The 24,066-nt window shown below is 59.7% G+C and carries 23 protein-coding genes; 14 read left to right on the forward strand and 9 right to left on the reverse strand.

The features are described from left to right. Positions 1-13 precede the first annotated feature (13 nt). The 3 genes from HUU46_06010 to HUU46_06020 are packed head-to-tail and all read left to right on the forward strand — an operon-like array spanning position 14 to position 4,739. Positions 14-883 (forward strand): polyprenyl synthetase family protein, encoded by an 870-nt coding sequence (locus tag HUU46_06010; GenBank protein NUM53177.1) that lies wholly within the window; start codon positions 14-16, stop codon positions 881-883. After that, positions 861-3,176, forward strand: coding sequence for a beta-galactosidase (locus HUU46_06015; protein NUM53178.1), 2,316 nt, complete (start codon positions 861-863; stop codon positions 3,174-3,176). The genes HUU46_06010 and HUU46_06015 overlap by 23 nt, the downstream gene beginning before the upstream one ends. A gap of 42 nt (positions 3,177-3,218) precedes the next feature. Beyond that, complete coding sequence (locus tag HUU46_06020; protein ID NUM53179.1) at positions 3,219-4,739, forward strand: hypothetical protein; 1,521 nt, start codon at positions 3,219-3,221, stop codon at positions 4,737-4,739. 416 nt (positions 4,740-5,155) lie between these two features. Here HUU46_06020 and HUU46_06025 read toward each other — a convergent pair whose 3' ends face one another. The 9 genes from HUU46_06025 to HUU46_06065 form a co-directional block, all read right to left on the reverse strand. Next, positions 5,156-6,169, reverse strand: coding sequence for a hypothetical protein (locus tag HUU46_06025; protein ID NUM53180.1), 1,014 nt, complete (start codon positions 6,167-6,169; stop codon positions 5,156-5,158). Between the two features lie 140 nt (positions 6,170-6,309). After that, a complete protein-coding gene (locus HUU46_06030; GenBank protein ID NUM53181.1) occupies positions 6,310-6,627 on the reverse strand; it encodes a carboxymuconolactone decarboxylase family protein in 318 nt (105 codons plus the stop codon). A gap of 129 nt (positions 6,628-6,756) precedes the next feature. Then, entirely contained in the window at positions 6,757-7,713 is a 957-nt protein-coding gene (locus HUU46_06035) for a DMT family transporter (protein ID NUM53182.1), read from the reverse strand. Positions 7,714-7,719: 6 nt separating this feature from the next. Then, complete coding sequence (locus tag HUU46_06040) at positions 7,720-8,919, reverse strand: molybdopterin molybdotransferase MoeA (protein ID NUM53183.1); 1,200 nt, start codon at positions 8,917-8,919, stop codon at positions 7,720-7,722. A gap of 5 nt (positions 8,920-8,924) precedes the next feature. Further along, complete coding sequence (locus HUU46_06045; GenBank protein NUM53184.1) at positions 8,925-9,266, reverse strand: DUF86 domain-containing protein; 342 nt, start codon at positions 9,264-9,266, stop codon at positions 8,925-8,927. Next, positions 9,263-9,556 (reverse strand): nucleotidyltransferase family protein, encoded by a 294-nt coding sequence (locus HUU46_06050; GenBank protein NUM53185.1) that lies wholly within the window; start codon positions 9,554-9,556, stop codon positions 9,263-9,265. Before HUU46_06050 ends, HUU46_06045 begins: the two co-directional genes overlap by 4 nt. A gap of 17 nt (positions 9,557-9,573) precedes the next feature. Next, positions 9,574-10,995, reverse strand: a complete 1,422-nt coding sequence (locus tag HUU46_06055) for a DUF1501 domain-containing protein (GenBank protein NUM53186.1) — start codon at positions 10,993-10,995, stop codon at positions 9,574-9,576. Between the two features lie 175 nt (positions 10,996-11,170). After that, a complete protein-coding gene (locus tag HUU46_06060) occupies positions 11,171-13,117 on the reverse strand; it encodes a DUF1549 domain-containing protein (GenBank protein ID NUM53187.1) in 1,947 nt (648 codons plus the stop codon). Between the two features lie 98 nt (positions 13,118-13,215). Next, a complete protein-coding gene (locus tag HUU46_06065; protein NUM53188.1) occupies positions 13,216-14,049 on the reverse strand; it encodes a tetratricopeptide repeat protein in 834 nt (277 codons plus the stop codon). A gap of 368 nt (positions 14,050-14,417) precedes the next feature. On the opposite strand from HUU46_06065, the gene HUU46_06070 reads away from it, so the two are divergent. The 11 genes from HUU46_06070 (at position 14,418) to HUU46_06120 (ending at position 24,059) form a co-directional block, all read left to right on the forward strand. Then, positions 14,418-14,555, forward strand: coding sequence for a hypothetical protein (locus tag HUU46_06070; GenBank protein ID NUM53189.1), 138 nt, complete (start codon positions 14,418-14,420; stop codon positions 14,553-14,555). A gap of 148 nt (positions 14,556-14,703) precedes the next feature. Continuing rightward, positions 14,704-15,666 (forward strand): acetyl-CoA carboxylase carboxyltransferase subunit alpha, encoded by a 963-nt coding sequence (locus HUU46_06075; protein NUM53190.1) that lies wholly within the window; start codon positions 14,704-14,706, stop codon positions 15,664-15,666. Continuing rightward, positions 15,648-15,968 (forward strand): DUF167 domain-containing protein, encoded by a 321-nt coding sequence (locus HUU46_06080; protein NUM53191.1) that lies wholly within the window; start codon positions 15,648-15,650, stop codon positions 15,966-15,968. The genes HUU46_06075 and HUU46_06080 overlap by 19 nt, the downstream gene beginning before the upstream one ends. 2 nt (positions 15,969-15,970) lie before the next feature. After that, positions 15,971-16,729 (forward strand): hypothetical protein, encoded by a 759-nt coding sequence (locus HUU46_06085; GenBank protein ID NUM53192.1) that lies wholly within the window; start codon positions 15,971-15,973, stop codon positions 16,727-16,729. Between the two features lie 300 nt (positions 16,730-17,029). Next, positions 17,030-18,091, forward strand: coding sequence for a PIN domain-containing protein (locus tag HUU46_06090; GenBank protein ID NUM53193.1), 1,062 nt, complete (start codon positions 17,030-17,032; stop codon positions 18,089-18,091). A gap of 12 nt (positions 18,092-18,103) precedes the next feature. Next, complete coding sequence (gene ispD, locus HUU46_06095) at positions 18,104-18,799, forward strand: 2-C-methyl-D-erythritol 4-phosphate cytidylyltransferase (protein NUM53194.1); 696 nt, start codon at positions 18,104-18,106, stop codon at positions 18,797-18,799. Then, the gene (locus tag HUU46_06100) at positions 18,796-19,272 is read left to right on the forward strand and encodes a 2-C-methyl-D-erythritol 2,4-cyclodiphosphate synthase (protein ID NUM53195.1); all 477 of its coding nucleotides are present in this window, start codon (positions 18,796-18,798) and stop codon (positions 19,270-19,272) included. The genes ispD and HUU46_06100 overlap by 4 nt, the downstream gene beginning before the upstream one ends. 309 nt (positions 19,273-19,581) lie before the next feature. Beyond that, positions 19,582-20,313: a TlyA family RNA methyltransferase gene (locus HUU46_06105; protein ID NUM53196.1), complete on the forward strand. Its 732-nt coding sequence runs from the start codon at positions 19,582-19,584 to the stop codon at positions 20,311-20,313. An 8-nt stretch (positions 20,314-20,321) separates the two neighbouring features. Further along, complete coding sequence (recN, locus tag HUU46_06110) at positions 20,322-21,986, forward strand: DNA repair protein RecN (protein NUM53197.1); 1,665 nt, start codon at positions 20,322-20,324, stop codon at positions 21,984-21,986. 103 nt (positions 21,987-22,089) lie between these two features. After that, complete coding sequence (locus HUU46_06115; protein ID NUM53198.1) at positions 22,090-22,680, forward strand: LOG family protein; 591 nt, start codon at positions 22,090-22,092, stop codon at positions 22,678-22,680. Continuing rightward, on the forward strand, positions 22,680-24,059 hold the full coding sequence (locus HUU46_06120) for an MBL fold metallo-hydrolase (protein NUM53199.1): 1,380 nt from the start codon (positions 22,680-22,682) through the stop codon (positions 24,057-24,059). The genes HUU46_06115 and HUU46_06120 overlap by 1 nt, the downstream gene beginning before the upstream one ends. Positions 24,060-24,066: the final 7 nt, after the last annotated feature.

Genomic DNA, 24,066 nt, shown 5'->3' on the forward strand with positions numbered 1-24,066 from the left:
CCGGACACGGACAATGCCCTCGGCGGCCCTTGCTGAATACCTGGTTGAACGAAAATCACTCGTCGAATCGGCCCTTGGGGAACGATTGCCGCCGGAGCATGTCGAGCCGCGCAACGTTCATGCGGCCATGCGTTATGCCGTGCTCGGGGGCGGCAAACGGTTGCGGCCGTTGATCGCGTTGGCCGTCGCCGATATCGGAGGCCTTGAACCGGGGCAAATGCTGGATGCGGCGTGCGCCATCGAATTTGTGCACACGGCGTCGCTGATTCTCGATGATTTGCCCGCTATGGACAATTCCGACACGCGCCGCGACCAGCCTGCGACGCATCGCAAATTCGACGAAGCAACGGCGATTCTCGCGTCGCTTGCGCTGCTGTCAGAGGCGTACGCGTTGGCTGCGAGAAATGCGGCTGAATTCCTCGAAAGTGAAGGTGTAGCTGCCGTGGTCGATACACTGGCGGCAATGGTTGGCACGTCGGGGCTTATACTGGGCCAACACACGGACCTTACCCTCGAACGCGAGGCGCACACATTGGAGCGCTTGCGGGACATCCATTTGAAAAAGGCGGGCGCCTTATTTTTTGCGGCGATTTCCGTTCCGGCGCAGATTGCGCGTTTAAGTCGCGAACAAATCACGGACTTGGAGCAATATGCCTCGCTTGTCGGGGTTGCGTTCCAGATAACCGACGACATCATCGACGCGCATCATCTTCACTCCGATGGCGAACAAAAGGTCACGTTTGCCACGATCGCGGGCGAAGAGCGGGCGCGAGAAATCGTGCTCCAGATGGTGTCGAAAGCATGCATGGCACTGGACCGGTTTGGAGAGCGCGGGGCGCCCCTGCGCGCGTTGGCGGAATATGTCGCGTCGCGCACGCTCTGAATCGCAAGGCATAGCAGTCCGCGTAATTGCCGCCATCGTGTTCGTTGTGTTGGCGGGCGCGCTTGGCAGTTGGCTGGGCGCACGTACGAACGCACCGGCCACGGTTCTGCCGCAACCGAAACCCACGGGCACCCCGGCCGATGCACCCATACCCGAACAGCCGGACGCGCCAAAACCGGTTGCGCCGCCGCTCTATTTCTACGGGTCGATTCAGCCCGGCTCCGATGTCGAGGCGGTTGCGGGTGAGGTGAAGTTGGCGGCCGCCGCGGGTATCCACACGCACATCCTGCGCATGCAGTTTCCGTGGCCCGACCTTGGCCAGGATGTGAATGCTTCGTTATATCCGCTCGATCGCATCGAGCAGGAGGACCCGGAGGCATCGATTATCCTTGGCATCTCGCTGAATCCGCCGGACGCCTGGTTGGACGCGCATCCCGAAGCGGTTGCGACAAGTGGGGAAGGGCAAAAGCGATATCCATCAATTGCGTCGGATGTGTGGCTCGATGCGAGTCGGCGCGCGCTGTCGGCATTGACCGAACAAATTGAGCATTCAGGGCGCGGCGCGCGGGTAACGGGCTTTCTTCTGGGAGCGTTGGAAGAAGATCGGTGGTTTCGCACCGGCGACTACGATCGCTCCGCGGCGAACATGGAGGCCTTTCGCGAATGGTTACGCGCGGCCTACCCGGACGATACGGCGCTGCGCGCGGCGTGGGGGACCGAGGTTGTCTCGCTGGATACCGCGGAGATTCCGCCGAAACTCGACACCACCGATCAAACGAACGTGTTCTTCGATTATCCCGCCGAACAGAACCAGATCGACTATTTGCGCTTTGTGTCTGAATCCACGGCGGACTTCATTGCGAATCTCGCGGGCCACATCCATCAGAGTTCGGCGAACTATCTTAAGCTCTTCGCGCCCTATGGACATTCCTTCGAATTGACCGCGAACGATGCGGGGCACTGTGCGCTGGGTCTATTGCTGGATGGCGAAATCGACGGCTTCGTAAGTCCCGTGTCGTATGAGGATCGGGGGCTCGGCGGTGCGGGTGGATTTATGGGCCCTGTCAACAGCGCGGGGTTCCACGCGCGGCAGTGGGTCATCATTGACGATACGCGCACCGGCATCTCGCGCAATGCGGATACCGGCGCAGTCGACCGGATTGAAGGGCTCCGCACCGAAGACGTCATGCGCGTGCAAAAGCGCAACTTCGCATCGATCCTCGCGCACGGTCTCGCGCTCGCCTGGGCGGACGACCACGGCTCGGGTGCGCTATACGAGCCGCGCGTATGGGAAATGTTCAGCCGTATGCGCGAAGTGTACGAGGCAACGTGGAACGCCCCGGGTGCGCCGCGGCCGGGCGACTTTATCGAATACCCAACGCCGCAGAAACGCACAACACTCATGATCGTCGTCGACGAGGCAAGCCGGTTCTACCAGCGCTGCGATACAAAGCTCAACGAGTCCTTGTTGCTCCGCGCACGGGACAGCGCACTTCGCGTCGGTGCACCCACGCAGTTTTGTCTGTTGCAGGACGTGCTCGACGGCCACGCGGCGCCGGCTTCGGCCTATCTGTTCCTGAATGTGTTCCGCTTGGATGGCGAAGACCGGGAACAACTTCGCAACATTATGATAGCCAATGGGGCCGCCGCCATCTGGTTGTACGCGCCCGGATACCTCGCCGACTCGGCAGACGTGCAAAACGTGATCGACACGACCGGTCATAAAGTCGTCCAGTTTGATAAACCCGCAATGGCGGGTTCCGTTTATCAGCTTTCCGGCGGGCGTTGGATGGCGAAAGGCGACGAGTTTGGCGCGGCCGAGCGCTGGGCGCCGCTTTTCCATATCGACGCTGCCGAATCCGAGGTGCTCGCAAAGTATAAGGACTCGGGCAAGCCGAGCGTGGCGGTGAAGTTTTTCGATGATGGCTGGGCGTCCATCTATATTGCGGAACCTGCCGTGACCAGCGACCTACTGCGTGAGCTGCTCCTGATCCTGGAGAATTACGTGGCGTTTCGCAAAGGACCCACGAACCATCGGGATGTCGCGTACTTCGGCCCAAACCTCATTGCCGTCCACGCATCAACGGACGGCGAGCACCCAATCTACTTCAGCGAGGCGGTAGATGCGCAGGACGTACTTGAATCTGAAGTGGGATGGTTAAATAAAATATATATTCCGATTCCGATGAAACTTGGTGATACACGAATACTTACGCTGAATCTAGCCATATCTGATGAATTACCCGAGGCCTTGCCGGAGGAACCGAAAGAGGTTGCCGAGAAGGCGGAGTAGAATCTCGAGCGGAAGATGAATTGAAACATATATGAAACGCAAGTGAATCAAATGATACTCGGAATCGACATCGGAGCTACGGCTATAAAGGCGGGTCTATTTGCCCTGGACGGCACCCTCCTCGCACTGGCGCATCGTCGCAATGCGCCCGAACAGGATACGCAGGGGGAGCCGGGGTGGATGATTTGGAACCCGGACACACTCTGGCGAAAGGTCTGTGCGTGTGTTCGGGAGGTGGGCGAAAAGGCCGGTGGTACGGACGGTATCCTGGCTGTGGCGTGCACCGGTTTCGGAACCGACGGCCTGCCGCTCGATGCGTCCGGCAATCCACTCTACCCATTCATCAGTTGGCACTGTGGGCGCACGGCGCCTCAGCGCGAGACGCTGGCCGCTCGGGTGGGCGATGCGGAGGCCTTTCAGATTACGGGTTACCACAACTACCCCATTAACACCGCGAATCGGTTCCTCTGGTTTCGTGAGCACCGGCCCGAGGCGCTCGACAAGGCGCACCGCTGGCTGTGGGTTCAGGATTTCATCGCCTACAAGCTGTCCGGCGAGTTCAGCACCGAGTGTACGATCGCGTCCACCAGCATGCTGCTCGATATGGCGAGACGCACGTGGTCGCCGCGGATGCTCGAGGCCTGCGAGGTCAACCCCGATATTCTTCCGAAAACGAGCGAGGCAGGTACGCAGATTGGCGTTGTCACGGCGAAGGCCGCATCGGAGACGGGATTGAAATCGGGCACACCGGTGGTGACGGGTGGCCATGATTGCGAAGTCGCCGTGCTTGGCGCGGGTGTGAGCGACCCGAACACCTGGATTGATATCACGGGCACGTGGGAAATCTTGATCGCGACCGTTGATCGATTCGCGCCGACTCCCGAGCATCATGCCAACGGACTCGACTTCGAGTGTCATGCGCTGCCGGGCCAATGGATTTGCCAGAGCTTGATGATTGCGGGCGCGGTCACGGAATGGGTCCGCGCGAGTTTTTATCCCGATGTACCCGGGGAGCGCGCTTACGAAACGATGTTCGCCGAGGCGGAGATACCGGCCGGCGGTGTCTACATGCTCCCTGCCTTCATGCGTGGCATGGGTCCGGACGCCAGCAAGCACGCGCTGGGGACCATCCTCGGCCTGCAAACGATGACGTCGCGCGGGCAAATCGTCCGCGCGGCACTCGAAGGTCTTTGCTTTCAGCTCCGCAAGCAAATCGGCGCCATCGGCAGCGCGGTCGGTCGAATGCCCAAGCGCCTCCGTGTCGTCGGCGGTGGACAGAAGAACCCACTCTGGCTTCAACTCAAGGCAGACATTAGCGGCCTGCCCGTCGAGATCACCACCAACCCCGAAGTCACCCTCCTCGGTGTCGCAATCCTCGCGGGGAAGGGCGCGGGGCTATACAAAGACATCGATGAGGCGCTTCGTCAAATTGCGTTCTCGACAGAAGATATCGATCCGAACGAGGATGCCCAAAGTGCGTATGGAGCGCGCTTCGAGAGGATATACGCGCCAATCTCAACCGATCTGGGCGCAGTGTATCGAGAATTGGATACGTCACTGTAATCGCACATTGCGATGATAGCGGTTTGGGGTTTCAAAGTCTTATGTGCCAATGAGGCGGTGATTCATCCATCGCAAGTTGTCCCTGAATGCCGTCGAGGAAAGGGAAGGCTGGCATGCCCCAAGTTTACAGTGGCCGGCGCAAGCTTGAATCGTGCTCGCCCGCTTTTCTCGCGGTTCTACGACATCGTCGTAGCTACAAGTGCCTTCTGGCGCGGTGAGAAATGCTCGCGAGAGAATCATCGAGCGCATGGTGTGGGAATACTTTATGTGAACTGGGGGTAAAGACCAGGTCATATGGAACTTCAAGTGGATCATGGATAACGCACGCCGTTTCCGATTGCGTGAAAAACCTGGGCCAAGCGTCACTGTCGCCCGTGTGCTGCCCTCGGTTGCGCGCACCCGAAAGGCCCGGCCGATTACGGTTTGGCCACAGCGGCGCGCAAGTGTGACAAGAACTCCTTTTCCACCTTGTCCAATTGATCGAAAAGACGCCCCTCGGCTGCTCGCATGTCGAACGATCGGCGAGGCCGCTTGTCGAAAGTCAGACTGTTTGCGCCGTTGTGAAAGCACCAGCCTGCCGCGCCACCATCCTTGGCGTTTTCTAAGTCCGTCATGAAATCGTCTGCAGTGGGGTTCCAATTGCCATAATCCCTCCGAAACGGCTCTTGGTAGTGAACCGGGACAGCCTTGGCGCCCTCAGTCAGCCAGGCACGGTAGGCTCGTGTAGTGCCCGCGGTTTGCATTGGAGACTCTTCGACACGCGCTCGGTGTGGACAAATAAAATCCGCTCCACCTATCTCGACCAATTCGATTGTGGCTTCCTTGGACAAATCGCCGCCATCCGAAGCCGTACAAAGTCGGTCCGGATCAATCTGCTTTACCGCGCGAACCAGGTCTCCAACTTCCTTGATGGGGACGTGCCGCTCATCGCCAACATTCCGTTCGTTTCCAATATCGAAATACACATTTCGGAAGCGCTTCAGGCCCTTTGCCAGGCAGTTCATGACCGCGAGATGTTCCGGAAAGTTACTTGGAAACGCTGGCGGTTTCCCGCGGGTCACCGTCACGTCGACCACGATTCCGCGCACGCTGGCCAGTTCGCACAGTCTTTCGAGCCGCGCCATGTAGGGCTGGCGCGGCAATCCGTTTGTCGCAACCGCGGACACGTTGTTATCGAAATCAGCCCAGGTCGCCCACACGCGAACCCAGTTGAAGCCATGAGCTGCGAAGTCATCCATATCCTGTTCGATGAATTCTTCGCGTTCGCTTCCGAGGGCGCCGTAGTAGCTGGCGCCCAACAAAAACACGGGCTTGTCATTCAGTGTAAAGGAAAAACCATCAATTCCAAGCACGGGGCCGGCGGCGTCCGCACTTTGGGCGTGGCCTACGACCAAGAGCAGAGAGCCGACCGCAGTCAAGATCGCGTTCATGTGCCGCAAACTCCTAAGATAAGGCGCTATCTTGTACCGTTTCGCTTGTCGAAGTTTGGCGGGCGTAATGCTGATTGCTCAACGATCCGAAATTGGGCCTTCACACGACCACTACCCCGACGCCGCCCGCTCCCGATGTATCAATCACCCGCCAGCAGTTTGTCCAGTTCGTCGCCCATGAAGAAAAGCTGCGATGCGGAGGCGATCTGCGAGGCGACCATGAGTGCTTCGGCGATTTCCTCCTTGCTGGCGCCCGCGCGGATGGCGTCCTTCGTGTGCGCTTCGACGCAGTGCCCACAGCGCATGACGAGGCCGACCGCTACGGCGACCAATTCTTTCGTCTTCGCATCAAGTACGCCCTGCGTTTTCACTGCGCGGTAGTAGGTGTACCAAGCGTCCGCATGTTCCGGTGCGCGCTTGCCAAACCAGTATTTTGCCATTGGCGTGGTGCTGGGCATCGACGTGTGCTCCTTATATGTTGGTCCTTGAGAACGGTCTACGACCTGGAAAACAAAAGGTATGACATAGCCACGGGGTCGAGTAGGACCCAACGTGTTCTTGGTCCTTTCGTTGACCGCCCTATCGTATCACTCCGCGGCCTCAATCGGTGCGTCCTTGGTTTGATGCCGTTGCGATGCCGCGAGCACGAAACCCATGCCTGACATCAGCAGCGCCGCGCCGACCCACTGCATGGGCTGCATGTGCTCTCCGGGAAGCATGACCAGCGCGAAGAGAAACGTGAAGAGCGGATTGATCAGGTTTGCAGAGGTGCACAGGGCGGACCCCAACTCGCGTTGCGCGTATTGAAACGCGGGGTGCGATATACCGATCGAGATGCAACCGGAGACGATCGCGATTAGCCACACGCTTTGCGGGACGTCTACTATGCGATCATGATCGCCGAAGAGGAACGTAAGGAGGCCAAGCCCAAACATCGTGTGCAGGCTCATGACGCCGAACATCGGCACCGGGTGCATCTTCCACGCGAGATGCTTACCCCACACGGCGTACACGGCCCAGCACACGGACATCAGAATGAGCAGCAGCGTCGCCGTATTCATTACGGGAATCAAAGACTGCGAATCCTGCATGAGCACGAACACCAGGCCCAGAAGACTGACAGCCGTGCCGCCGAGATAGCGCGGATCGCGAATCACGGTGCGTTCTTCGCGGTAGAGCAGGTACGCGAAAACTATGACAAAAACGACGCTGAGCTTGATGATAAGTTGCGCAGTGGTCGCCGGCGTGCCATAGCACCCCACGGTCCAGATGTACTGCATGAAGATGTTCAGCGCCGAAATGCCCAGTAGTCGGAACGGGCGCCTCAGCAGCGACAGAAACTCGGCGCGCCATCGCAGCATGCAGATTGCCGTGAGCATGATGCTCCCGCTCACGTAGCGCACGAACGACTGCGTCACCGGATCGAAGTCGGCGCTGCACAGGCGAATAAAGATGGGCGCGAGGGACCAACCCACGCATGCGAGTATCAGTGCCGTCGCGGCGCGGACGGACCATCGGGTGTGCCGGGACGTCTGCATACTCAAGATGGACTAATGCGCGCCCAACAACCACTCGAATTCGATGCGTGTCCCCGCCTCGACTGACCCAACGCCGGGCTCGAACCGCAGGAGGGCGTTCGCAGTCGCCGCCGCGTACATGTCCGCGGAGCCGCGCCCCACCAGCGGCGTAACGCGCCACGCTGCGTCGCGATGCTCCGCGCGCGCCAACTGGAACAGCGTGCGGGGACCTTTCACTGTAAACGAAGCGGCCAGTACGCCCTCGATTCGCGGGGGTACAGGGTCGCAGTGCATGAACTTTCGCAGCGCGGGAGCAACGTAACGGTGGAACCCGAGATGGCACGACAACGGATTGCCCGGCAATCCGAAAATCAACTGCTTATCGCGTGTCGCAAAGAAGATGGGTTTACCGGGGCGCTGCGTAACCTTGTGAAAGACCGGCGTCGCGCCGAACTCGCACAGCGCATCGGGTACGCTGTCGTACTTTCCCGCTGACACCGCCCCCGTGAGGACGATGAAATCCGTGTCAGCGGCTCGCGCTAATGCCGTGCGCAATTCGTCCATCGTGTCCTTTGCATGAATGACGAGCGTGGGGGAGACGCCCAGCGCCTGCGCCATCGCCGTCAGCATTGGCCCGTTTGAATTGCGAATCTGCGACGGTCCCGGAGTCTCGTTCGGTGGTACCAATTCGTCCCCTGTCGTAATGATCGCGAGGCGCGGCGTTGAATACGCCAACACGGATTCGATGCCAAATGTAACTATCGACGCAAGTGCAAGCGGGGTTATTGTGTCGCCCACACGCAAGACGGTCGCGCCTTTCGCACACTCCGTGCCCCGACGTGTAATGTTCTGACCAATCGTGATTTCGCGTGGAAGTGTGACCGCATCGCCCTCGCGCGTCACGTCTTCCTTCGGGACCACCGCTTCCGTTCCGGCGGGACACGGCGCCCCCGTCATGATCTCGATGGCCGTTCCGGCAACTAGAACACCCGCTACTGTGCCGCCTGCCGCAACCTCACCTGCAACGCGGACCCGTTCTCCGGCGTCTGCAACGCATACGCAATAGCCGTCCATCATTGAACGATCAAACGGGGGATAGTCCGCGTCGGCGGCTATGTCCTCCGCAACTGTCCACCCTACGGCCGCGTGGACCGAATTTCGGCGGGGACCCATGGGAGCTGAATGATGGAGCACGAGTGCCAGGGCGTTATCGGGATCGATTAGGGTGCGCATCGAGTCTAGTTGTCTGAACTGCTTGCCAATTCAGACAATACTATCGACTTAAGTTGGGGCAAATCGTTCTCCACTATTTGCCATATGATTTCCAGGTCTACATGCATGTACCGATGGATCAAATGGTCGCGAAGTGCGCCAATGCGGCGCCACGGTATCTCTGAGTGACGGTTCTTCACCTCGGCAGACAGGCGTTTGGACGCTTCACCGATAATCTCGAACTGGCGAATAGACGCATCTTGCACGTGCGGCGTATTCTTGAAAACCTCGCGTCCATCGGCCGTGTAGGACTCGATCCGCGTTATGGCGTCGCGGATATGTTCGAGATACAGCCGGTCGTTCGTCAAAGAACCACGGCCTCACGCAACACCTGTCCGCGCATGTACGGACTTAGGCCTGCCGCAGTCAGCACGTCCACATGAACCCGCAGTTCATCTTCCAAATCCTGCTCTATCGCGATCAAGTCCACTAGGCTGCGCCCCGGTTCCATGTCGACGAGAATATCGATGTCGCTTTCCGGAGTCGCCTTCCCCGATACTACCGAGCCAAATACCCGGACATTGCGGGCGCCATATCTGGCCGTCACGCGCAATATCGTGTCGCGCTGCGCGTTCGTGAGCGCGATTCCAGTTGCGATTCCCAAGGGGAACACTCCTACGCGAACAATTCCATAATCGGCACGCCCTTCGCATCTTTGGTGACGTAGAACGGACGGTCTTCGATCGTATAGCCGAGGTTCGGGGGGATTCCCATCGCGTGGTACATCGTCGCGTGCAGATCGGTTGTCGATATAGGGTTCTCGATCGAGCCGCACGGCCGTTCGTCCGCTGTCTTCCCGTAGAGGAAGCCCTTCTTGATGCCGCCGCCGAAGAGCACGACGGAACCCGCGTCCGTGAAGTGCCGGTGCATGCCGTAGTGTTTCATCTCCGTGATAATCGGCGGCACTTCCACCTGGTTCTTCACCGGCGCGCCCGGCTTGCCCTCGGTCAACATGTCGCGGCTGAATTCGGTCGCGATTACGATGAGGGTGCGGTCGAGCAGGCCGCGCTCTTCGAGGTCGAGCACCAACTGCGTCACGGGCGCGTCGATCATCTTTTTCAGATCGACCATGCGCGTGTGGCCGTCCTCGTGCGTGTCCCAATACTTGAACGGAATGTATTCTGACGTCACTTCGATGAACCGCGCGCCTGCCTCGGTCAACCGCCGCGCGAGCAAACAGCCCAACCCAAACTTGCCGGTGTTGTACTTGTCGTACGATTCCTTCGGTTCGAGCGACAGGTCGAACGCCTTGGCCGCGGGCGACGTAAGCAACCGGTGTGCGTTCTCGATCGAGCGCAGCATCGAATCCTTTTGATACCCGCTGGCGATGTCCCCCAGCGGGCTTTCTTCCATTAACTGTTTGTATGCGGCGTGACGCGCCTGGAAGCGCTCCTGCGTCATGCCCGCGGGCGGCTGGACGCTGGCCTGCGCCGTTTCCGGGTTCGGAACGAAGAACGGTCCGAATTCGCTGCCAAGGAACCCCGCCGTATGGAACGCCTTCAGCTCTTCGCCTTCGCCATTGTCGAACCCCTGGCCGATGTCGATGAACGCCGGCACGTCCGGGTTTCGCGGGCCGAGCGCCTTCGCGATCATCGAACCGATGTGCGGCGCGGCGACAGACAGTGGCGGCTCGTAGCCGGTGTGCCAGTGGTACTGGTGGCGCGAATGGAGAATGAACCCGAGGTCCGCGGCCTTGTAGGTACGGATCAGCGTGCCGCGATCCATGATGCCGCCGATTCTCTCGAGTCCTTCAGATATCTTGATGTTATCGACGGCGGTGTCGATCGCCGGGAACGTGCTCAGCACCCGATCGGGATTGAGGTCCTTCTCGTAAGGCGTGTAGCGTTTTGGATCGAACGTCTCCGTGCTCGCCATGCCGCCGCCCATCCACAACACGATCATCGTGTCCGCCGTGCCGTGGAACGGCTTTCCGTATTCGTCCGCCAAGACTCGTCGTGGCGCGCTCGCGGCCAGCGCGCCCAACGTCGCGGCGCTCGCGGTTTTGATGAAATCCCGGCGGTTCAGATTGGTTCGCATTGTGCAATCCTCATTGACCTAGTCTGTCAAAAAGATTCCGATGAAAACTATGTATCCGAGCAGCAAGCAGGTCGACCAAGCGAGAACAATAAACACGTAGTAAATGGACAAGAGAGCTGTGCGAAAAATGAGCCTCGTTCTAATGGTTGCGTCCACAATGAATGTCCTTGCGCCTCTAGTATATCAGTTGGAACTCCGGCAGCATCGTCAATGCCCAAAGAAAATCGGCCACCCCTTGCGTCGTCGGTGGATTGCCGATGATTCCGGCAGCGATCGCCCTTTCCTTCTCCGTCGCATCCCGTTGCAGGGCTTGCTTATACAGCGCGCTTACCAACGCTTCGACCGACTCCGGCGTTGCTGCCACAAGGCTGGCCGCACCCTTGTCTAAAAACGCAGCCAAGGTCTGGCCGTTGGTCAACTCCACCGCCTCAAGCGGCGTTGCTACGGACTGGCGCCGTGACGTGACCTGCTCGCGGTTCGGCCTACCCATCGCGCGGGTCAACGGGTCCGACGGCACACGCCATGCGCGAACCTGTGGCGGCGGGGCAGGTTCGTCCTTTTTTCGCGGGCGCTCGGGCACGTTAAACTTCGGATCGGACTGCCAGGTGCCTGTCACCATCGCGATGGCGTCAAGGAACTGCTCCGCGTTCATGCGCCGCACTTCCGGCCCCTTGAACGCATACTCTTTCACATCCTCCGGCGTGCTCACCGAAGGCAACCGATAGGCGTGAGATTTCAGAATGAGCGCCATCGTGTGTTTCACGTTGTACCCGTTGTTGATGAGGTCACTGGCGAGCCAGTCGAGCAGTTCCGGGTTCCACGGTTTGTTTTCGATTTTATCCGGCGGTTCGACTAATCCCAGCCCCATGAACTTCGCCCAAATCCGGTTCACGATCGTGCGCGTAAAAAAGCCGTTGCCTTCGCTCGTGACAATCCGCGCGAGTTGCGCCTGACGTCCTGTCTTCGATCGCGACGGATCGATTGCGCCGGCTTCTTCCCACAGGAACTTGATTTGCGCTTCCTTACCCTGCGGCACGTCGCACCGCACCAGTTCGAGCGGCTCGTCGGAAAAGACCGACGCCATGCCGTACGAGTCCACCAGCTTCCAATGGTCGATGAAACTGTCATGGCACGACGCGCACTTGAGGTTTACGCCCATGAACACCTGCGACACCGTATTCGCTGCCTGAATGGGCGGGCGCATGGCCGCTGCCGTCACCCCGCGCCACACGATGCCGTTCACGAACCCCTCGCTCTCGGGCGTCGGATTGATCAACTGCGCCGCGAACTGATCGTAGGGCATATTCTGATACAGCGCGTCGAACAGCCACTGTGTGATCTGCTTGCGCCCGCCGTCGATATATCCCGTCCCCGTGAAATCGTTCCGCAGGTGATCGTTCCAAAAGGTCATCCAATTCTCGGCATACCCGAGGTTATCGGCGAGCAGTTTGTCTACCAGCTTCGCATGCTTGTCCGCCGCCGTATCGGCGATGAAGGCGTCCAATTCCAGCGCGGTCGGCAACAATCCTATTGTGTCGAGATAGACCCGCCGCGCGAATGCCGCGTCCGACACGGGCGCGGGCCAGGAAATGGAGTTTGCGGCAAAATACGAATCGATGAGTCGGTCAACCGGATTCGTGATCCCCGCCGCCTCGTTCGCGGGCGGCAACTCTACGTGCGCAAGATTCAGCGACGGCTTGTACGCCGCGTCGGCGGGCGCCACGTCGTACCACTTCACCCCTTGATCGATCCACGCCCGCAGCAACGCGACCTGTTCGTCGCTTAGCCGCTCGCCTTTCGGCGGCATCACCGCGTCGGGATCGAGACCGGCCACCAGTTTTATTAGCACGCTCTCGGGGCTGTTACCTTCAACAACAACCGGCCCGTTCTCGCTCCCCTTGAGCAACGCCTCGCGCGAATCCATCGAGAAGCCGCCCTTGGCCTTCCCCTGCATGTGGCAGTCTGCGCACCGCTCGGCGAGGATTGTGTGGATGTCCTGCCCGAAATCGATGACCTTTTTTGCCGGTTCCGGCAGCGGCGCCGGCGGCTGCGCGAACGCAATAGCTGCTACAAAACACGACAGCGCGCAGGCGCTGCGCCACGTTGAAGTATTCTCCGCCATTTTCCGTCGTTTACTCCGCCGTTTTTCCTTGCCGCACATAATAACAGAGCGGCCCCGTTTTACAACGTGGACCGCCGCAACACAGACTATAGAATCGACTAATTCTGGATCTTCTTAAGCACGTAGAATTTCGGGGCCATACCTCCGTTGACTACATCGCCGTTCAGCCACGGCAAGAACAAGTAAGTGCCACCGTCCTGCGTTCGCACCGCGTACTGGCACTTAACTCTTGCCGCAATTTCCGTGATCCAGCCCGGCTCCCACGCGAAGGACGAGCGCTCGCCATTCATCGACATCGTTCCGTGATCGAAGAAGCTTAGCTCACGCACGAAAAAGTCCAACGTCGACTGGCGTTCACCGGGTCGAAAGTCGTCGATATTCGAGACGAAATCCACCGTGCTCCAGTGCCCTAGCAGAGACGTTGTGTCCACGTCGAATCCCAACGATATGACGCGGAACTCGGTGGCGCCGTTCGCCGTAGCCGATTGTTGCCGCGTGACCGCTACCGGCTGCGGAACCACGGCCTTATTCTGGATCGTTGCGCGAGTGCCCAATTTATAATCGTTCTGGGTTACGAGACCTGCACCCACATAGACCCCTTCAAGCAGGAGCAGGGCGCCCAGTGCCGCGAACCCTGCGTACATCCACGCCATCCTCCTGTGCCGGGTTGGCGGCGCCGGGGGAGGTATTTCCGGCACTGGCGCGTCCTCCGCCAAGCGTGCCGCGAGCCTGTCCGCATGACGGTCGAAACCACTTAGGCGCAGTCCATCGAGCACGTGTCGCGCCCGGCTCATGCGGCCTAATGCCGCATAACACAAACCCTTGTTTAGTTCCACTTCGGGCGTGACTTCCCCGCAGGATTCCAATTCGCGGAGCGCCTGTTCGTAATGGCCTGCGTGGATGAGTGATTGGGCAAAATTCAACGTGGCCATGGCCCTGGTCCCCCTTGGAATATGGCCCCTCGCTTGGCGAGCCTTCTCCCCCGGCCGCCAGCGGGTCTCGACCTCTAGTATAAACCAAGGCGTGTTCGATGCATAGACCGATTTGTCCGCCGGGCTGGCAGACCACTGGCGAAGAGGCCTTTTCAGGTATTCTCACTCGATATTCGCGCGGACCGAAAATATGAATTATTCATGGTGGTTTATGTTAAATATATGATTTCATTAGGTTTAGGAATTGTTCTATATTGACAAAATAAAAGTTGATTTATCTGAATTGTTCTGGTATAAGTTGCGAGTTTAGTCTTTGGTTCAAACCGTGAATAAATTCACGATTACAGTAGAAAGGAGGTGTTAACACCATGAATTGCTGTGCGTTGTGCAACGAGCCCATTGACGAGATCGACTTTGAGGTGAGCAGCGTCGAAGTTATCAACGGGGAGTACTGGCATGCAGACTGCTTCGCCGAATACTTCAGCGAGGTTCTCGAGAAGGTCTAATCCACATCGGAAGCTCGGGTAAGACGCCGAACGCGCCCCATGCGCAAGTAGGCGTTTTCTCTTTTATCTCGGCCACTTCACCCGGCCTGGCCGCCGTGATATAGTAAGCCCCTTCCTAGAGCCGGGGACACAAGGCACAGGGAGTTCGATGGATTTGGCTACCGCACCCAAACGCGACAATACCGCGACCAGTCCGCTCCAGTTTGAGAAACGACTCGTCGAGTTGGAAGGCCTGTTGGCGAAGGCGAAGACCGAGGACGAGCGAACGACGCTCGCTGCCGAGCTTGAGCGTGAGCGCCAGAGTGTCTCCGCCGACCTGACCCCGTGGCAGCGCGTTGAACTCGCGCGCCACGCACAACGCCCTAAAATGCTCGATTACACGTCTCGAATCTTCGAGGATTTCATCGAGCTTCATGGCGACCGCTGTTCCGGAGAGGATACCGCCATGGTCGGGGGAATCGCCCGCTACAAGGGGCAGTCCGTCATTTTGGTCGGCACACAAAAAGGCACGTCGACCGAAGACAAGATTTACCGAAAATTTGGGATGTCCCACCCGCAGGGATACCGCAAGGCATTGCGGTTGTTCGAGATGGCGGAGCGCCTGCACCTGCCGATTGTCACGCTCGTTGATACGCCCGCCGCGCACCCGGATCCCGAAGCCGAAGAGCACGGCCAAGGGCCTGCCATCGCCGCGAACCTTCTGTACCTCATGCGCGTGAAAACTCCGGTGTTCTCTGTCATCCTCGGTGAAGGTGGGAGCGGCGGCGCGCTAGGCATTGCCGTCGGCGACTGGGTCGCAATGTTCGAGCACGCCATTTACGTAATCTGCCCGCCCGAACGCTGTGCCGAAATCCTTTGGCGTGACGCGTCGAAAAAGGAGCTCGCCGCAGCCGCGCTTAAGATCACAGCGCACGACCTCAAGTCCCTGGGCGTCATCGATTCGGTCTTGCCCGAGCCGAAGGGCGGGGCGCACCGGGACCCGGACGGCGCCGCGGCCGCGCTCTCCGCGGAGATCGCCACGTTTCTCGCCAAGGCAGAAGCGGGGGAATGGACACCCCAACGACGGCAACAAAAGTTCCGGCGCATGGGGGTATGGAGCGAGGCGTCCTGAACAAGCGGCGCAATGCCCCTGACGCCAATGCAACCTCGTGCCGAATCACCGTCCGCGTCCAACCGCGGGCATCTCGCAATGGATGTTCCGTGGAGAGTGACGGACGTGTCCGCGTTGCAGTAACCGCTCCCCCCGTCGACAGCGAAGCCAACGACGCTGTAGTGGCGTTCATTGCAGACTGTCTCGCACTTCCAAAACGATCCGTTCGAGTTGTCGTAGGCGCGAAATCGCGGAACAAGACGATTGCCGTCGACGGCTTGGACCTCGATGTGGTCGTTCGCCGCCTTCGCGAGAACGCCTGATTATGCCGCGCGTATCTCCGCTTGCGCAGGCGCGCAACGAAGCGCTCGAAATCCTTCGCGCAAGCAATTGCCGCGGTGCGCGAGCCCTTGCGATGTTCCCAACGTCATTCGCACCCAACGCCGTCGGCGACGCCCGATGCTGTGTCGATATGCATGGCCGTGCCGAGACGCTGACTGTCTGGGTCGGGATATCCGAGTCCGAACCGATGCTCCGCGCGGGGTTCGTGGCAGCCGCCGCGTACCTGGAAATCAAGACTGCTCTCCTGTTGGGCGAAGGCGTTCCGGTTTGCACGCCGTCCAAGCCCGCCTCGCTATACGCCGTGGAGGACCACATCAATCTGCTGGGCGACAGTCCGCTCATCGGCTCCCACGACCCCACACTCGGCCCTCGTTTTCCCGACATGACACAGGCGTATTCGCCAGAACTCCTTTGTGTGGCGCGTAGTTACGTCGATTTTCCCGGTTGCGTATATGCCGGCCACGCAGCCGGCGACATGAATTTAACGGACAAGAAAGAGAAACTTGCGGCGATGGGCGCGCACTTCGCCGGCCCTTGGTTTGTGCCGGAACTAATCGCAGTGAATCGGGTATACACAAAAGTAGTTGCGTTTGTGCGGCCTGTGCGTGCACACTACGGGCAGAGGGTAGGGGCGCCCTTGGATGACAACGATGTCTTTTCGGCTTTTAAGGAGATCGTGACGCGCATAATCTCGCACCCGGGCGCAAGGGGCCACGGCGTCAGCGTCCGAAGCAATTCGTGAAATAATATGCTCAACTAGTAAAATATGTAATCTAATTATTAAGATTTAGTATTTTCATATCGTTCTGTGTTATAAGTGAGCATATTGGAGTAGTATATGTTTACTCGTATTATTCGATCACTGTTCTTTATCGCCTGCACCATTACTGGCGGAATGTGGGCGAGCTACTTAATTGATCAGTACAGCGAGCGCGCCGCCGACCGGTTGACGCGCGAGGCCGTGCTGGCGTCCGCCGTCGCACGGGGCGACTACACTCCATCGCCCCCGTCGGATACAGAGGCCCACGAAGACGACTTCGAAATGGATGACGCGGCACGAGCGGCCGCCGAGAAACAGTTGCCGCCGGGGAAAAAATCGGAAATCCTTAAGTATGTTGAACATAGCGTAATGCCGCGGCATACCGCGCGGATCCTCATTGCGCTGGGCGGCCTTTGCGGCTTTCTGGTGGCGGTCGCCATTTCATTTGCCCTGCGGTTCGTTACGCAGGAGGCATTCGAACGGTTCTTTCCCGCGCTGGTCTCCGTCCTGCTCGCCATGGCCACGGGCTGGTTTCTCGCCTGGTACGTGGTCCAAAACTTTGGAGTCAAGGACCCGACCCTCCAAATCTATATCCAGGCGACGCTCGTGATTGTGTTTTTCTTCATTGGCGTGAACCTCGGTCTCACGCGCGCGTCGAGTTGGGAGAACTTGGTCCGCGCGGTCAGCCGGAAGAACTACGAAGGCCGCTACCCCAAGTTGCTTGATACGAGCGTTATCATCGACGGGCGCATCGCGGACATCGCGAAAGCGGGTTTCCTCGAGGGCGCGGTGATAGTGCCGCGCTTCGTGTTGCGCGAGCTGCAGTCGATCGCCGATTCGAACGATGGCTTGCGTCGCGCGCGTGGCCGGCGCGGGTTGGATGTGCTCAAACAATTGCAGGCGCCCGACAGCGGCGTCACCGTCGAAGTGGTCGAGGACGATCCGGAGCACGTGAATACCGTGGACGGCAAACTCATTGCATTCGCGAAGGACATCGGCGCCAAGGTAGTTACGAACGATCAAAACCTTTTGAAAGTCGCCCAAATCGACGGGGTCGCCGTCATGAACATTCACGACCTGGCGAACGCGCTCAAGACGGTTGTCCTGCCGGACGAACAAATGCACGTCCGAATTGTGCGCGAAGGCAAGGAGCCGATGCAGGGCGTCGGGTTCCTCGATGACGGGACGATGGTTGTCGTGGATGGCGGGCGAGATCATATCGGGAGCAACGTGGTGGCCACCGTCACGAGCGTGCTCCAAACGTCCAACGGCAAGATGATATTCACCCGGTTCCAATCTGCCGATCCTCAAAGCAGATCGGAAGGCATGCGGTCGAGCGCCTGACACCGGCGGCGCATGCACCCACGCACGCAACTGCTCATCCCCGCCGCAGGTATGGGGACGCGCCTCGGCGCGGACCGTCCGAAGGCCCTAATCGAACTTGCGGGCACGCCGTTGCTCGTCCGGACGCTGAGGCGCTTCGAGCCCCTCGGCCTCGTTGACGGCTGCGTCATTGCGGTCGCCGCGGTGGCGCGGGGCCGTTTCCAGGAATGTCTGGGAGCGAGCTTTCCGACCGCGAAGATTACTTTTGTTGACGGAGGCGCCGAGCGGCAGGACTCCGTTGCCAACTGCCTTGCCGCGTTGGAAACCTCGACCGAGATCGTTGTCATTCACGATGCGGCGCGCCCGTTTGTGCCGCTGCAGTCGATACGCGAGTCCATAGCGGCTGCGGCCGAGTTCGGCGCGGCGACCGTTGCGGTCCCATCCATCGACACCATCCTGATCGCCGATGACGATGCGTTTCTTTGTGATACGCCCGACCGCAGGACGCTGTGGGCCTGCCAGACCCCGCAGACCTTTCGGCTCGACACGCTTCGTCGCGCGCACGCGGCGGCAACGCGTGAAGGCTTCACCGGGACGGACGACGCGTCGCTCGTGCGGCGGGCGGGTGGCCGCGTGAAACTGGTTATGGGGTCGCCCTTGAATTTCAAAGTCACCACGCCGCACGATTTGGAACTCGCGCGTTGTGTCGTCGAAGGAGGGATCGCGTGATTCGTGTCGGCTTGGGCTACGACCTGCACCGGCTCGGCGAAGGCCGGCCGCTCATCCTCGGAGGCGTAACAATCCCGTTCGAGAAAGGTCTCGAGGGCCATTCCGACGCCGACGCGCTCGCCCACGCGATTACCGACGCACTCCTCGGGGCGGCCGCACTCGGCAATATCGGCCAGCACTTTCCCGACACGGACCCGCGATACAAAGACGCGGACAGCATTCAACTGCTCACCCACGCGGCAAATCTGGTCCGCGGCGCCGGTTACCGAATTGTCAATATCGATGCCAACATCGTCGCCCAACGCCCCAAACTAAACCCGCACCTCGACGCCATGCGAGCGCGCCTCGCAGACTGCCTTGCGATACCCGTCGGTTGTATTTCCGTCAAGGCCAAGACCAACGAACTCGTCGGTCCCGAAGGGCGCGGAGAGGCCATCAGCACGCAGGCAATCGCGTTGATTGAAACGGACTAATGTGTCGCACGATCGAATTTGGGTTCTGGATTATGAACCTTCGATTGCAGCACGCTATTGGCGCGTACAGTTGGCGGTGGCGGGTTTCGAGAAACCTGTCGGAGACGAAAGCGTCAAATTCTGACACACATAATGACGGAGTATGGTCCGCGTTGGCGTCTTCGTATTCGCGTATTCGATTGCTCTCGCTGTTGGGCGGTCGTATATGACGCGCCATGCCCGTCGATTCCGAATTCCGAAATCCAAACTTCTCCCGCGCCGCTTTCGGCGGCGCCTACGTCTTTGGCGCGTTCACCCCGTCGCACCTCTATGAAATCCCGCCTCGATAGTATCGTCGCCCGCGTCGCCGGAATTACCCGCACGCAGGCGCAGGGGCTAATACGCGCGGGCAAAGTGCTGTCGCACCACGGCGAAGTGCTCGACAAGCCGGGTGCGCAGTTCGACGACGAAATCGCGCTCGATATCCGCGACGGCTCGCCCTACGTCAGCCGTGGCGGCGACAAACTGGCTGCCGCCCTTGATGCGTTTGCGCTCGATCCAACGGGACGAATAGCGATCGACGTCGGCGCGTCAACCGGCGGCTTCACGGACTGCCTGTTGCAGCGCGGCGCCGCGCGGGTATACGCGGTTGACGTCGGCTATGGCCAGTTGGCGTGGAGACTGCGTAACGATCCGCGTGTTGTCGTCATGGAGCGGACCAACGTACGCCACATCACGCCCGCCGCCTTTCCGATACGGCCGAATTTCTTTACCGCGGACTGCTCGTTTATCTCTCTCAGTCTCGTATTGCCGCGGCTGAAATTGGTGCTCGATGCCGGCGCTTTGGGTGTCGTGCTCATCAAGCCGCAGTTCGAGGCGGGCCGGCAGCATGTTGGCAAGGGCGGCGTCGTGCGCGACCCGAAGGTGCACGACGCCGTGATCCAAAAGGTGCTAGAATCGGCCCGCGAATTCGGGTTCACGCCGGGACGGGTCGTACCGTCGCCGCTTCTCGGTCCGGCGGGCAATCGCGAATTTCTCGCGGAACTGACATACATCGGTTAATCAAGACCGTGCTTGAATTGCTGCGAATACAGAACTACGCCCTGATCGACAATCTGGAGGTCGAGTTTAAGCCCGGCCTGAATGCGTTGACCGGGGAAACCGGCGCGGGCAAGTCGATCATCATCGGCGCGCTCAACCTCGTGCTCGGCGCGCGCGCGTCGAACGAAACGGTGCGCGACGGCGCGGATCGAGCGCGCATCGAAGCGGTATTCCGCCTCTCGAAACTCAGCCGCCGTCTCAAGGCCCTCCTCGACGAATTCGATGTACCGATCGAAAACGGCGAGCTCATGGTCGCGCGCACCGTTACCTCGGACGGAAAAAGCCGTGCGCACGCTGGTGGAACATTGTTGCCGCTCAATGCGCTCGCCCAACTTGGCGACGAACTCGTAGACCTGCACGGCCAGCACGACCACCAGTCGCTGCTCATTCCGGAGCGTCAGTTGGACCTCCTGGACGGGTTCGCCGGCGCCGACGCCGCGGTTTCGGCCCTCGCGGGAATGGTCTCGAATCTTCGCTCGCTCGAAAAATCGATTGCGGAATTGGAAAGCGACGATCGCGAACGGGCGCGGCGCATCGAGTTTCTGAAGTTCGAAGTCTCGGAAATCAACGCCGCAAACCTTCAGCCAGGCGAAGAGGAAGAGGTCCGCTCGCGCCGCAACCTCATTACGAACGCAGAGCAGATTTATACGACTGCCGCCCGCGCCTACCAGGCGCTTTACGAAAGCGACGGCGACGCGGCCATCGACAAGATCGACGTGTCGCTTTCCGCGGTATCCGAGTTGAATGCAATTGATTCCCGGTTCGCCGCGCTTGCGGAATCGCTCGGGGCGTTACGCGCGAACGCGCAGGATATTTCCGCCGAATTGCGCGGGTTCACCGAGGCGGTCGAGTACGATCCACAGGAGTTGGACGACCTCAACCGGCGGCTATCCCAAATTGCGGACCTAAAGCGAAAGTTTGGCGATTCGATTGACGCAATTCTCGCGTATCGTGACAACGCGATCGCGGAGATCGAGCGGTTCGACTCCCGCGACCAGCAACTCGCTTCGATGCGCCGCGAGCATGCGAAGCGTTTGGAGTCCGCGAACGAACAGGCCGAGGCGATCTCGTTGAAACGCCGCGCCGCCGCCATGAAGCTCGACAAGAAGATCACTGGGGCGCTTCAGGAACTTGGCATGAAAGGCGGGACGCTTGAAACGCGCTTCGAGCAAACTGCGCTCACGAAATCGGGTATCGACCGCGCCGAGTTCCTGCTCTCCGCAAACCCGGGCGAACGCCCAAAGCCGTTGCGGCAAGTCGCGTCCGGCGGCGAAATCTCGCGCGTCATGCTCGCGATCAAGACCGTGCTCGCTGGTGCCGACCGCATCCCGACGCTCATCTTTGACGAGATCGACGCCGGAGTGGGCGGGGCCGTCGCAAACAAAGTGGCGCAGCGACTCCGCGATCTTTCCGCCACACACCAGACCATCTGCATCACGCACCTGCCGCAGATTGCCGCGGCGGCATCCGCGCACTTCACCGTGGAGAAGGGCACTGCGAAAGGCAGGACATTAACCCGAGTTCAGTTCCTCGAACCAACCGAGCGCACCAAGGAGGTCGCGCGCCTGCTCGATGGCTCGCTCACCGACGTGAGCCTCAAACACGCCGAGGAGCTTCTGCGGGCGAACCGATAGGGAATACGCACGAGATTGGATGCGATTCGTTCGTGTTCGTAATCGTATTCAGTCCATTTCCTCATGTATTATCTTCCTCCGCATCAGCGTTTGGAGTGACCGAATGGAATCGCAGAACGATATTGCTCGAATCAAGATTGGTGTCATGGGTTCGGCGGGCGGCGCGATGGAAGCGCGCCTGGTGGAGCGATGCATCGAAATGGGGCGCGCTATCGCGGACTGCGGCTGCGCGATTGTCACGGGCGGTTGCCCCGGCCTGCCGCATTATGCCGTGATTGGCTGCAAGCAGAGCGGCGGGCTCACCATCGGTGTCAGCCCCGCCATCAGCCAGCACGAACACGTCGCGAAGTACAGCAGCCCGACCGATCACATCGACGTGCTGATATTCACCGGCATGGGCCTGATGGGCCGCGAGGTCATCGGCGTGCGCAGTTGCGACATCATCATCATCGTTGGCGGACGCTCGGGCACACTCGGCGAGTTCGCCATCGCGTACGACGAAGGCCGCCTCATCGGTGTGCTCACCGGCTCCGGCGGCGTCGCGGACCACGTGGACGACTTCCTGCCCGTCATGCAGAAGCCCACAGGATCGCGCATTATCTACGACAGCGACCCGCGCAAATTGATCGAGCGGTGCGTCGCCGACTATAAGGCGAACCCAACTGTCATTCGCGAACGAGAGGCCTCGAAGTAATGCGCATTACATCCCTCGGCGCCGCCGAGACGGTCACCGGCAGCAAACACCTGCTCGAAGTAAATGGCAAGCGTGTCCTTTTCGACTGCGGCATGTTTCAAGGCGCGCGCAAGGAATCCGAAGCGCGCAACCGCGAGATGCCCTGCGACCCGACGACGCTCGATGCCGTGGTCATCACGCACGCCCACATAGACCACATCGGGGTACTGCCCGTACTCGCGAAGCACGGGTATGAGGGACCAATCTTCGCGACGCCCGCGACGCGCGACTTATGCTCGATTATGCTCATCGACAGCGCGCACATTCAGGCGCGCGACGCGGAATGGCTCTCGAAGAAAAACCGATCGTTCGTTGCGCCGCTTTATGACGATAACGACGTACACACGACCATGCAGCGCTTCGTCTCGTTGCCGTACAACATGCCGATGGAGATCGTGCCCGGCGTGCGCATCACCTTCCGCGACGCGGGCCATGTGCTGGGATCGGCGATGGTGATGGTCGAGTGCCGCGAGAACGGAACGGCGAAGCGATTTCTTGAGGGCGGCGATCTGGGCCGAAAACACATGCCGATCCTCCGCGATCCGTGGGAACCGGAGGACGCGGATGTTGTGCTGATGGAAAGCACCTACGGCAACCGCGAGCATGATCCTATCGAAGAAATGGACCATCGGCTGGCGGAGATTATCCGGGCCACGCACCAGCGCGGCGGAAAAATCATCATTCCCAGCTTCGCCCTCGAACGCGCACAGGAAATTATCTATGCTCTAAAGCGTCTGGAAGTAAACGGAGGTTTGCCTCGCCTCCCCGTGTTTGTCGATAGCCCGATGACGGTCAACATTACCGAAATCTTCCGCCTCCACAGCGACAGCTTCGACACGGAAATCAGAGAATTCATGACGGAGGAAGGGGACCCGTTCATGCTTCAACGCATTCATTACATCCGCAGCGCGGAAGAATCCATGAAGCTGAACGACATGAGAGAGCCGGCGATTATCATTTCCGCGTCGGGCATGTGCGAGCAGGGCCGTATCCTTCACCACCTGCGAAACAATTGCCACGACGAACGCAACACCATACTTATCGTCGGGTTCCAGGCGAAGAACACGTTGGGCCGCCGCATCGTGGAGCGCGAGAAGGAAATCAAGATTTTCGGCGTGAAGCGTCCGCTGAACGCCGACGTCAAAGTGCTCAACGGTTTCAGCGCGCATGCAGGCCGCTCGGAACTCATCGCATTCGGTCAGCGATTCAAAGACTGCGCCCAACATGTGTTACTGGTCCACGGCGAAGAAGATGCGATGACTGCGTTGAAGTCCGCGCTCGAATCCGCTGGCCAGACGAATGCTACGATTCAGAAGGAAGGTGTGCCGATAGAGTTCTGAATGGCCG

Source organism: Candidatus Hydrogenedentota bacterium (assembly GCA_013359265.1).
Taxonomy (GTDB): Bacteria; Hydrogenedentota; Hydrogenedentia; order Hydrogenedentales; family SLHB01; genus JABWCD01.

What these genes read in the sequence shown, in the direction of transcription:
- HUU46_06010 (NUM53177.1), top strand. Translation starts at nt 14, where the DNA reads ATGCCCTCGGCGGCCCTTGCTGAATACCTGGTTGAACGAAAATCACTC.
- HUU46_06015 (NUM53178.1), top strand. Translation starts at nt 861, where the DNA reads ATGTCGCGTCGCGCACGCTCTGAATCGCAAGGCATAGCAGTCCGCGTA.
- HUU46_06025 (NUM53180.1), bottom strand. Translation starts at nt 6,169, where the DNA reads ATGAACGCGATCTTGACTGCGGTCGGCTCTCTGCTCTTGGTCGTAGGC.
- HUU46_06030 (NUM53181.1), bottom strand. Translation starts at nt 6,627, where the DNA reads ATGCCCAGCACCACGCCAATGGCAAAATACTGGTTTGGCAAGCGCGCA.
- HUU46_06040 (NUM53183.1), bottom strand. Translation starts at nt 8,919, where the DNA reads ATGCGCACCCTAATCGATCCCGATAACGCCCTGGCACTCGTGCTCCAT.
- HUU46_06055 (NUM53186.1), bottom strand. Translation starts at nt 10,995, where the DNA reads ATGCGAACCAATCTGAACCGCCGGGATTTCATCAAAACCGCGAGCGCC.
- HUU46_06060 (NUM53187.1), bottom strand. Translation starts at nt 13,117, where the DNA reads ATGGCGGAGAATACTTCAACGTGGCGCAGCGCCTGCGCGCTGTCGTGT.
- HUU46_06065 (NUM53188.1), bottom strand. Translation starts at nt 14,049, where the DNA reads ATGGCCACGTTGAATTTTGCCCAATCACTCATCCACGCAGGCCATTAC.
- HUU46_06070 (NUM53189.1), top strand. Translation starts at nt 14,418, where the DNA reads ATGAATTGCTGTGCGTTGTGCAACGAGCCCATTGACGAGATCGACTTT.
- HUU46_06075 (NUM53190.1), top strand. Translation starts at nt 14,704, where the DNA reads ATGGATTTGGCTACCGCACCCAAACGCGACAATACCGCGACCAGTCCG.
- HUU46_06080 (NUM53191.1), top strand. Translation starts at nt 15,648, where the DNA reads ATGGAGCGAGGCGTCCTGAACAAGCGGCGCAATGCCCCTGACGCCAAT.
- HUU46_06085 (NUM53192.1), top strand. Translation starts at nt 15,971, where the DNA reads ATGCCGCGCGTATCTCCGCTTGCGCAGGCGCGCAACGAAGCGCTCGAA.
- HUU46_06090 (NUM53193.1), top strand. Translation starts at nt 17,030, where the DNA reads ATGGATGACGCGGCACGAGCGGCCGCCGAGAAACAGTTGCCGCCGGGG.
- ispD (NUM53194.1), top strand. Translation starts at nt 18,104, where the DNA reads ATGCACCCACGCACGCAACTGCTCATCCCCGCCGCAGGTATGGGGACG.
- HUU46_06105 (NUM53196.1), top strand. Translation starts at nt 19,582, where the DNA reads ATGAAATCCCGCCTCGATAGTATCGTCGCCCGCGTCGCCGGAATTACC.
- HUU46_06115 (NUM53198.1), top strand. Translation starts at nt 22,090, where the DNA reads ATGGAATCGCAGAACGATATTGCTCGAATCAAGATTGGTGTCATGGGT.
- HUU46_06120 (NUM53199.1), top strand. Translation starts at nt 22,680, where the DNA reads ATGCGCATTACATCCCTCGGCGCCGCCGAGACGGTCACCGGCAGCAAA.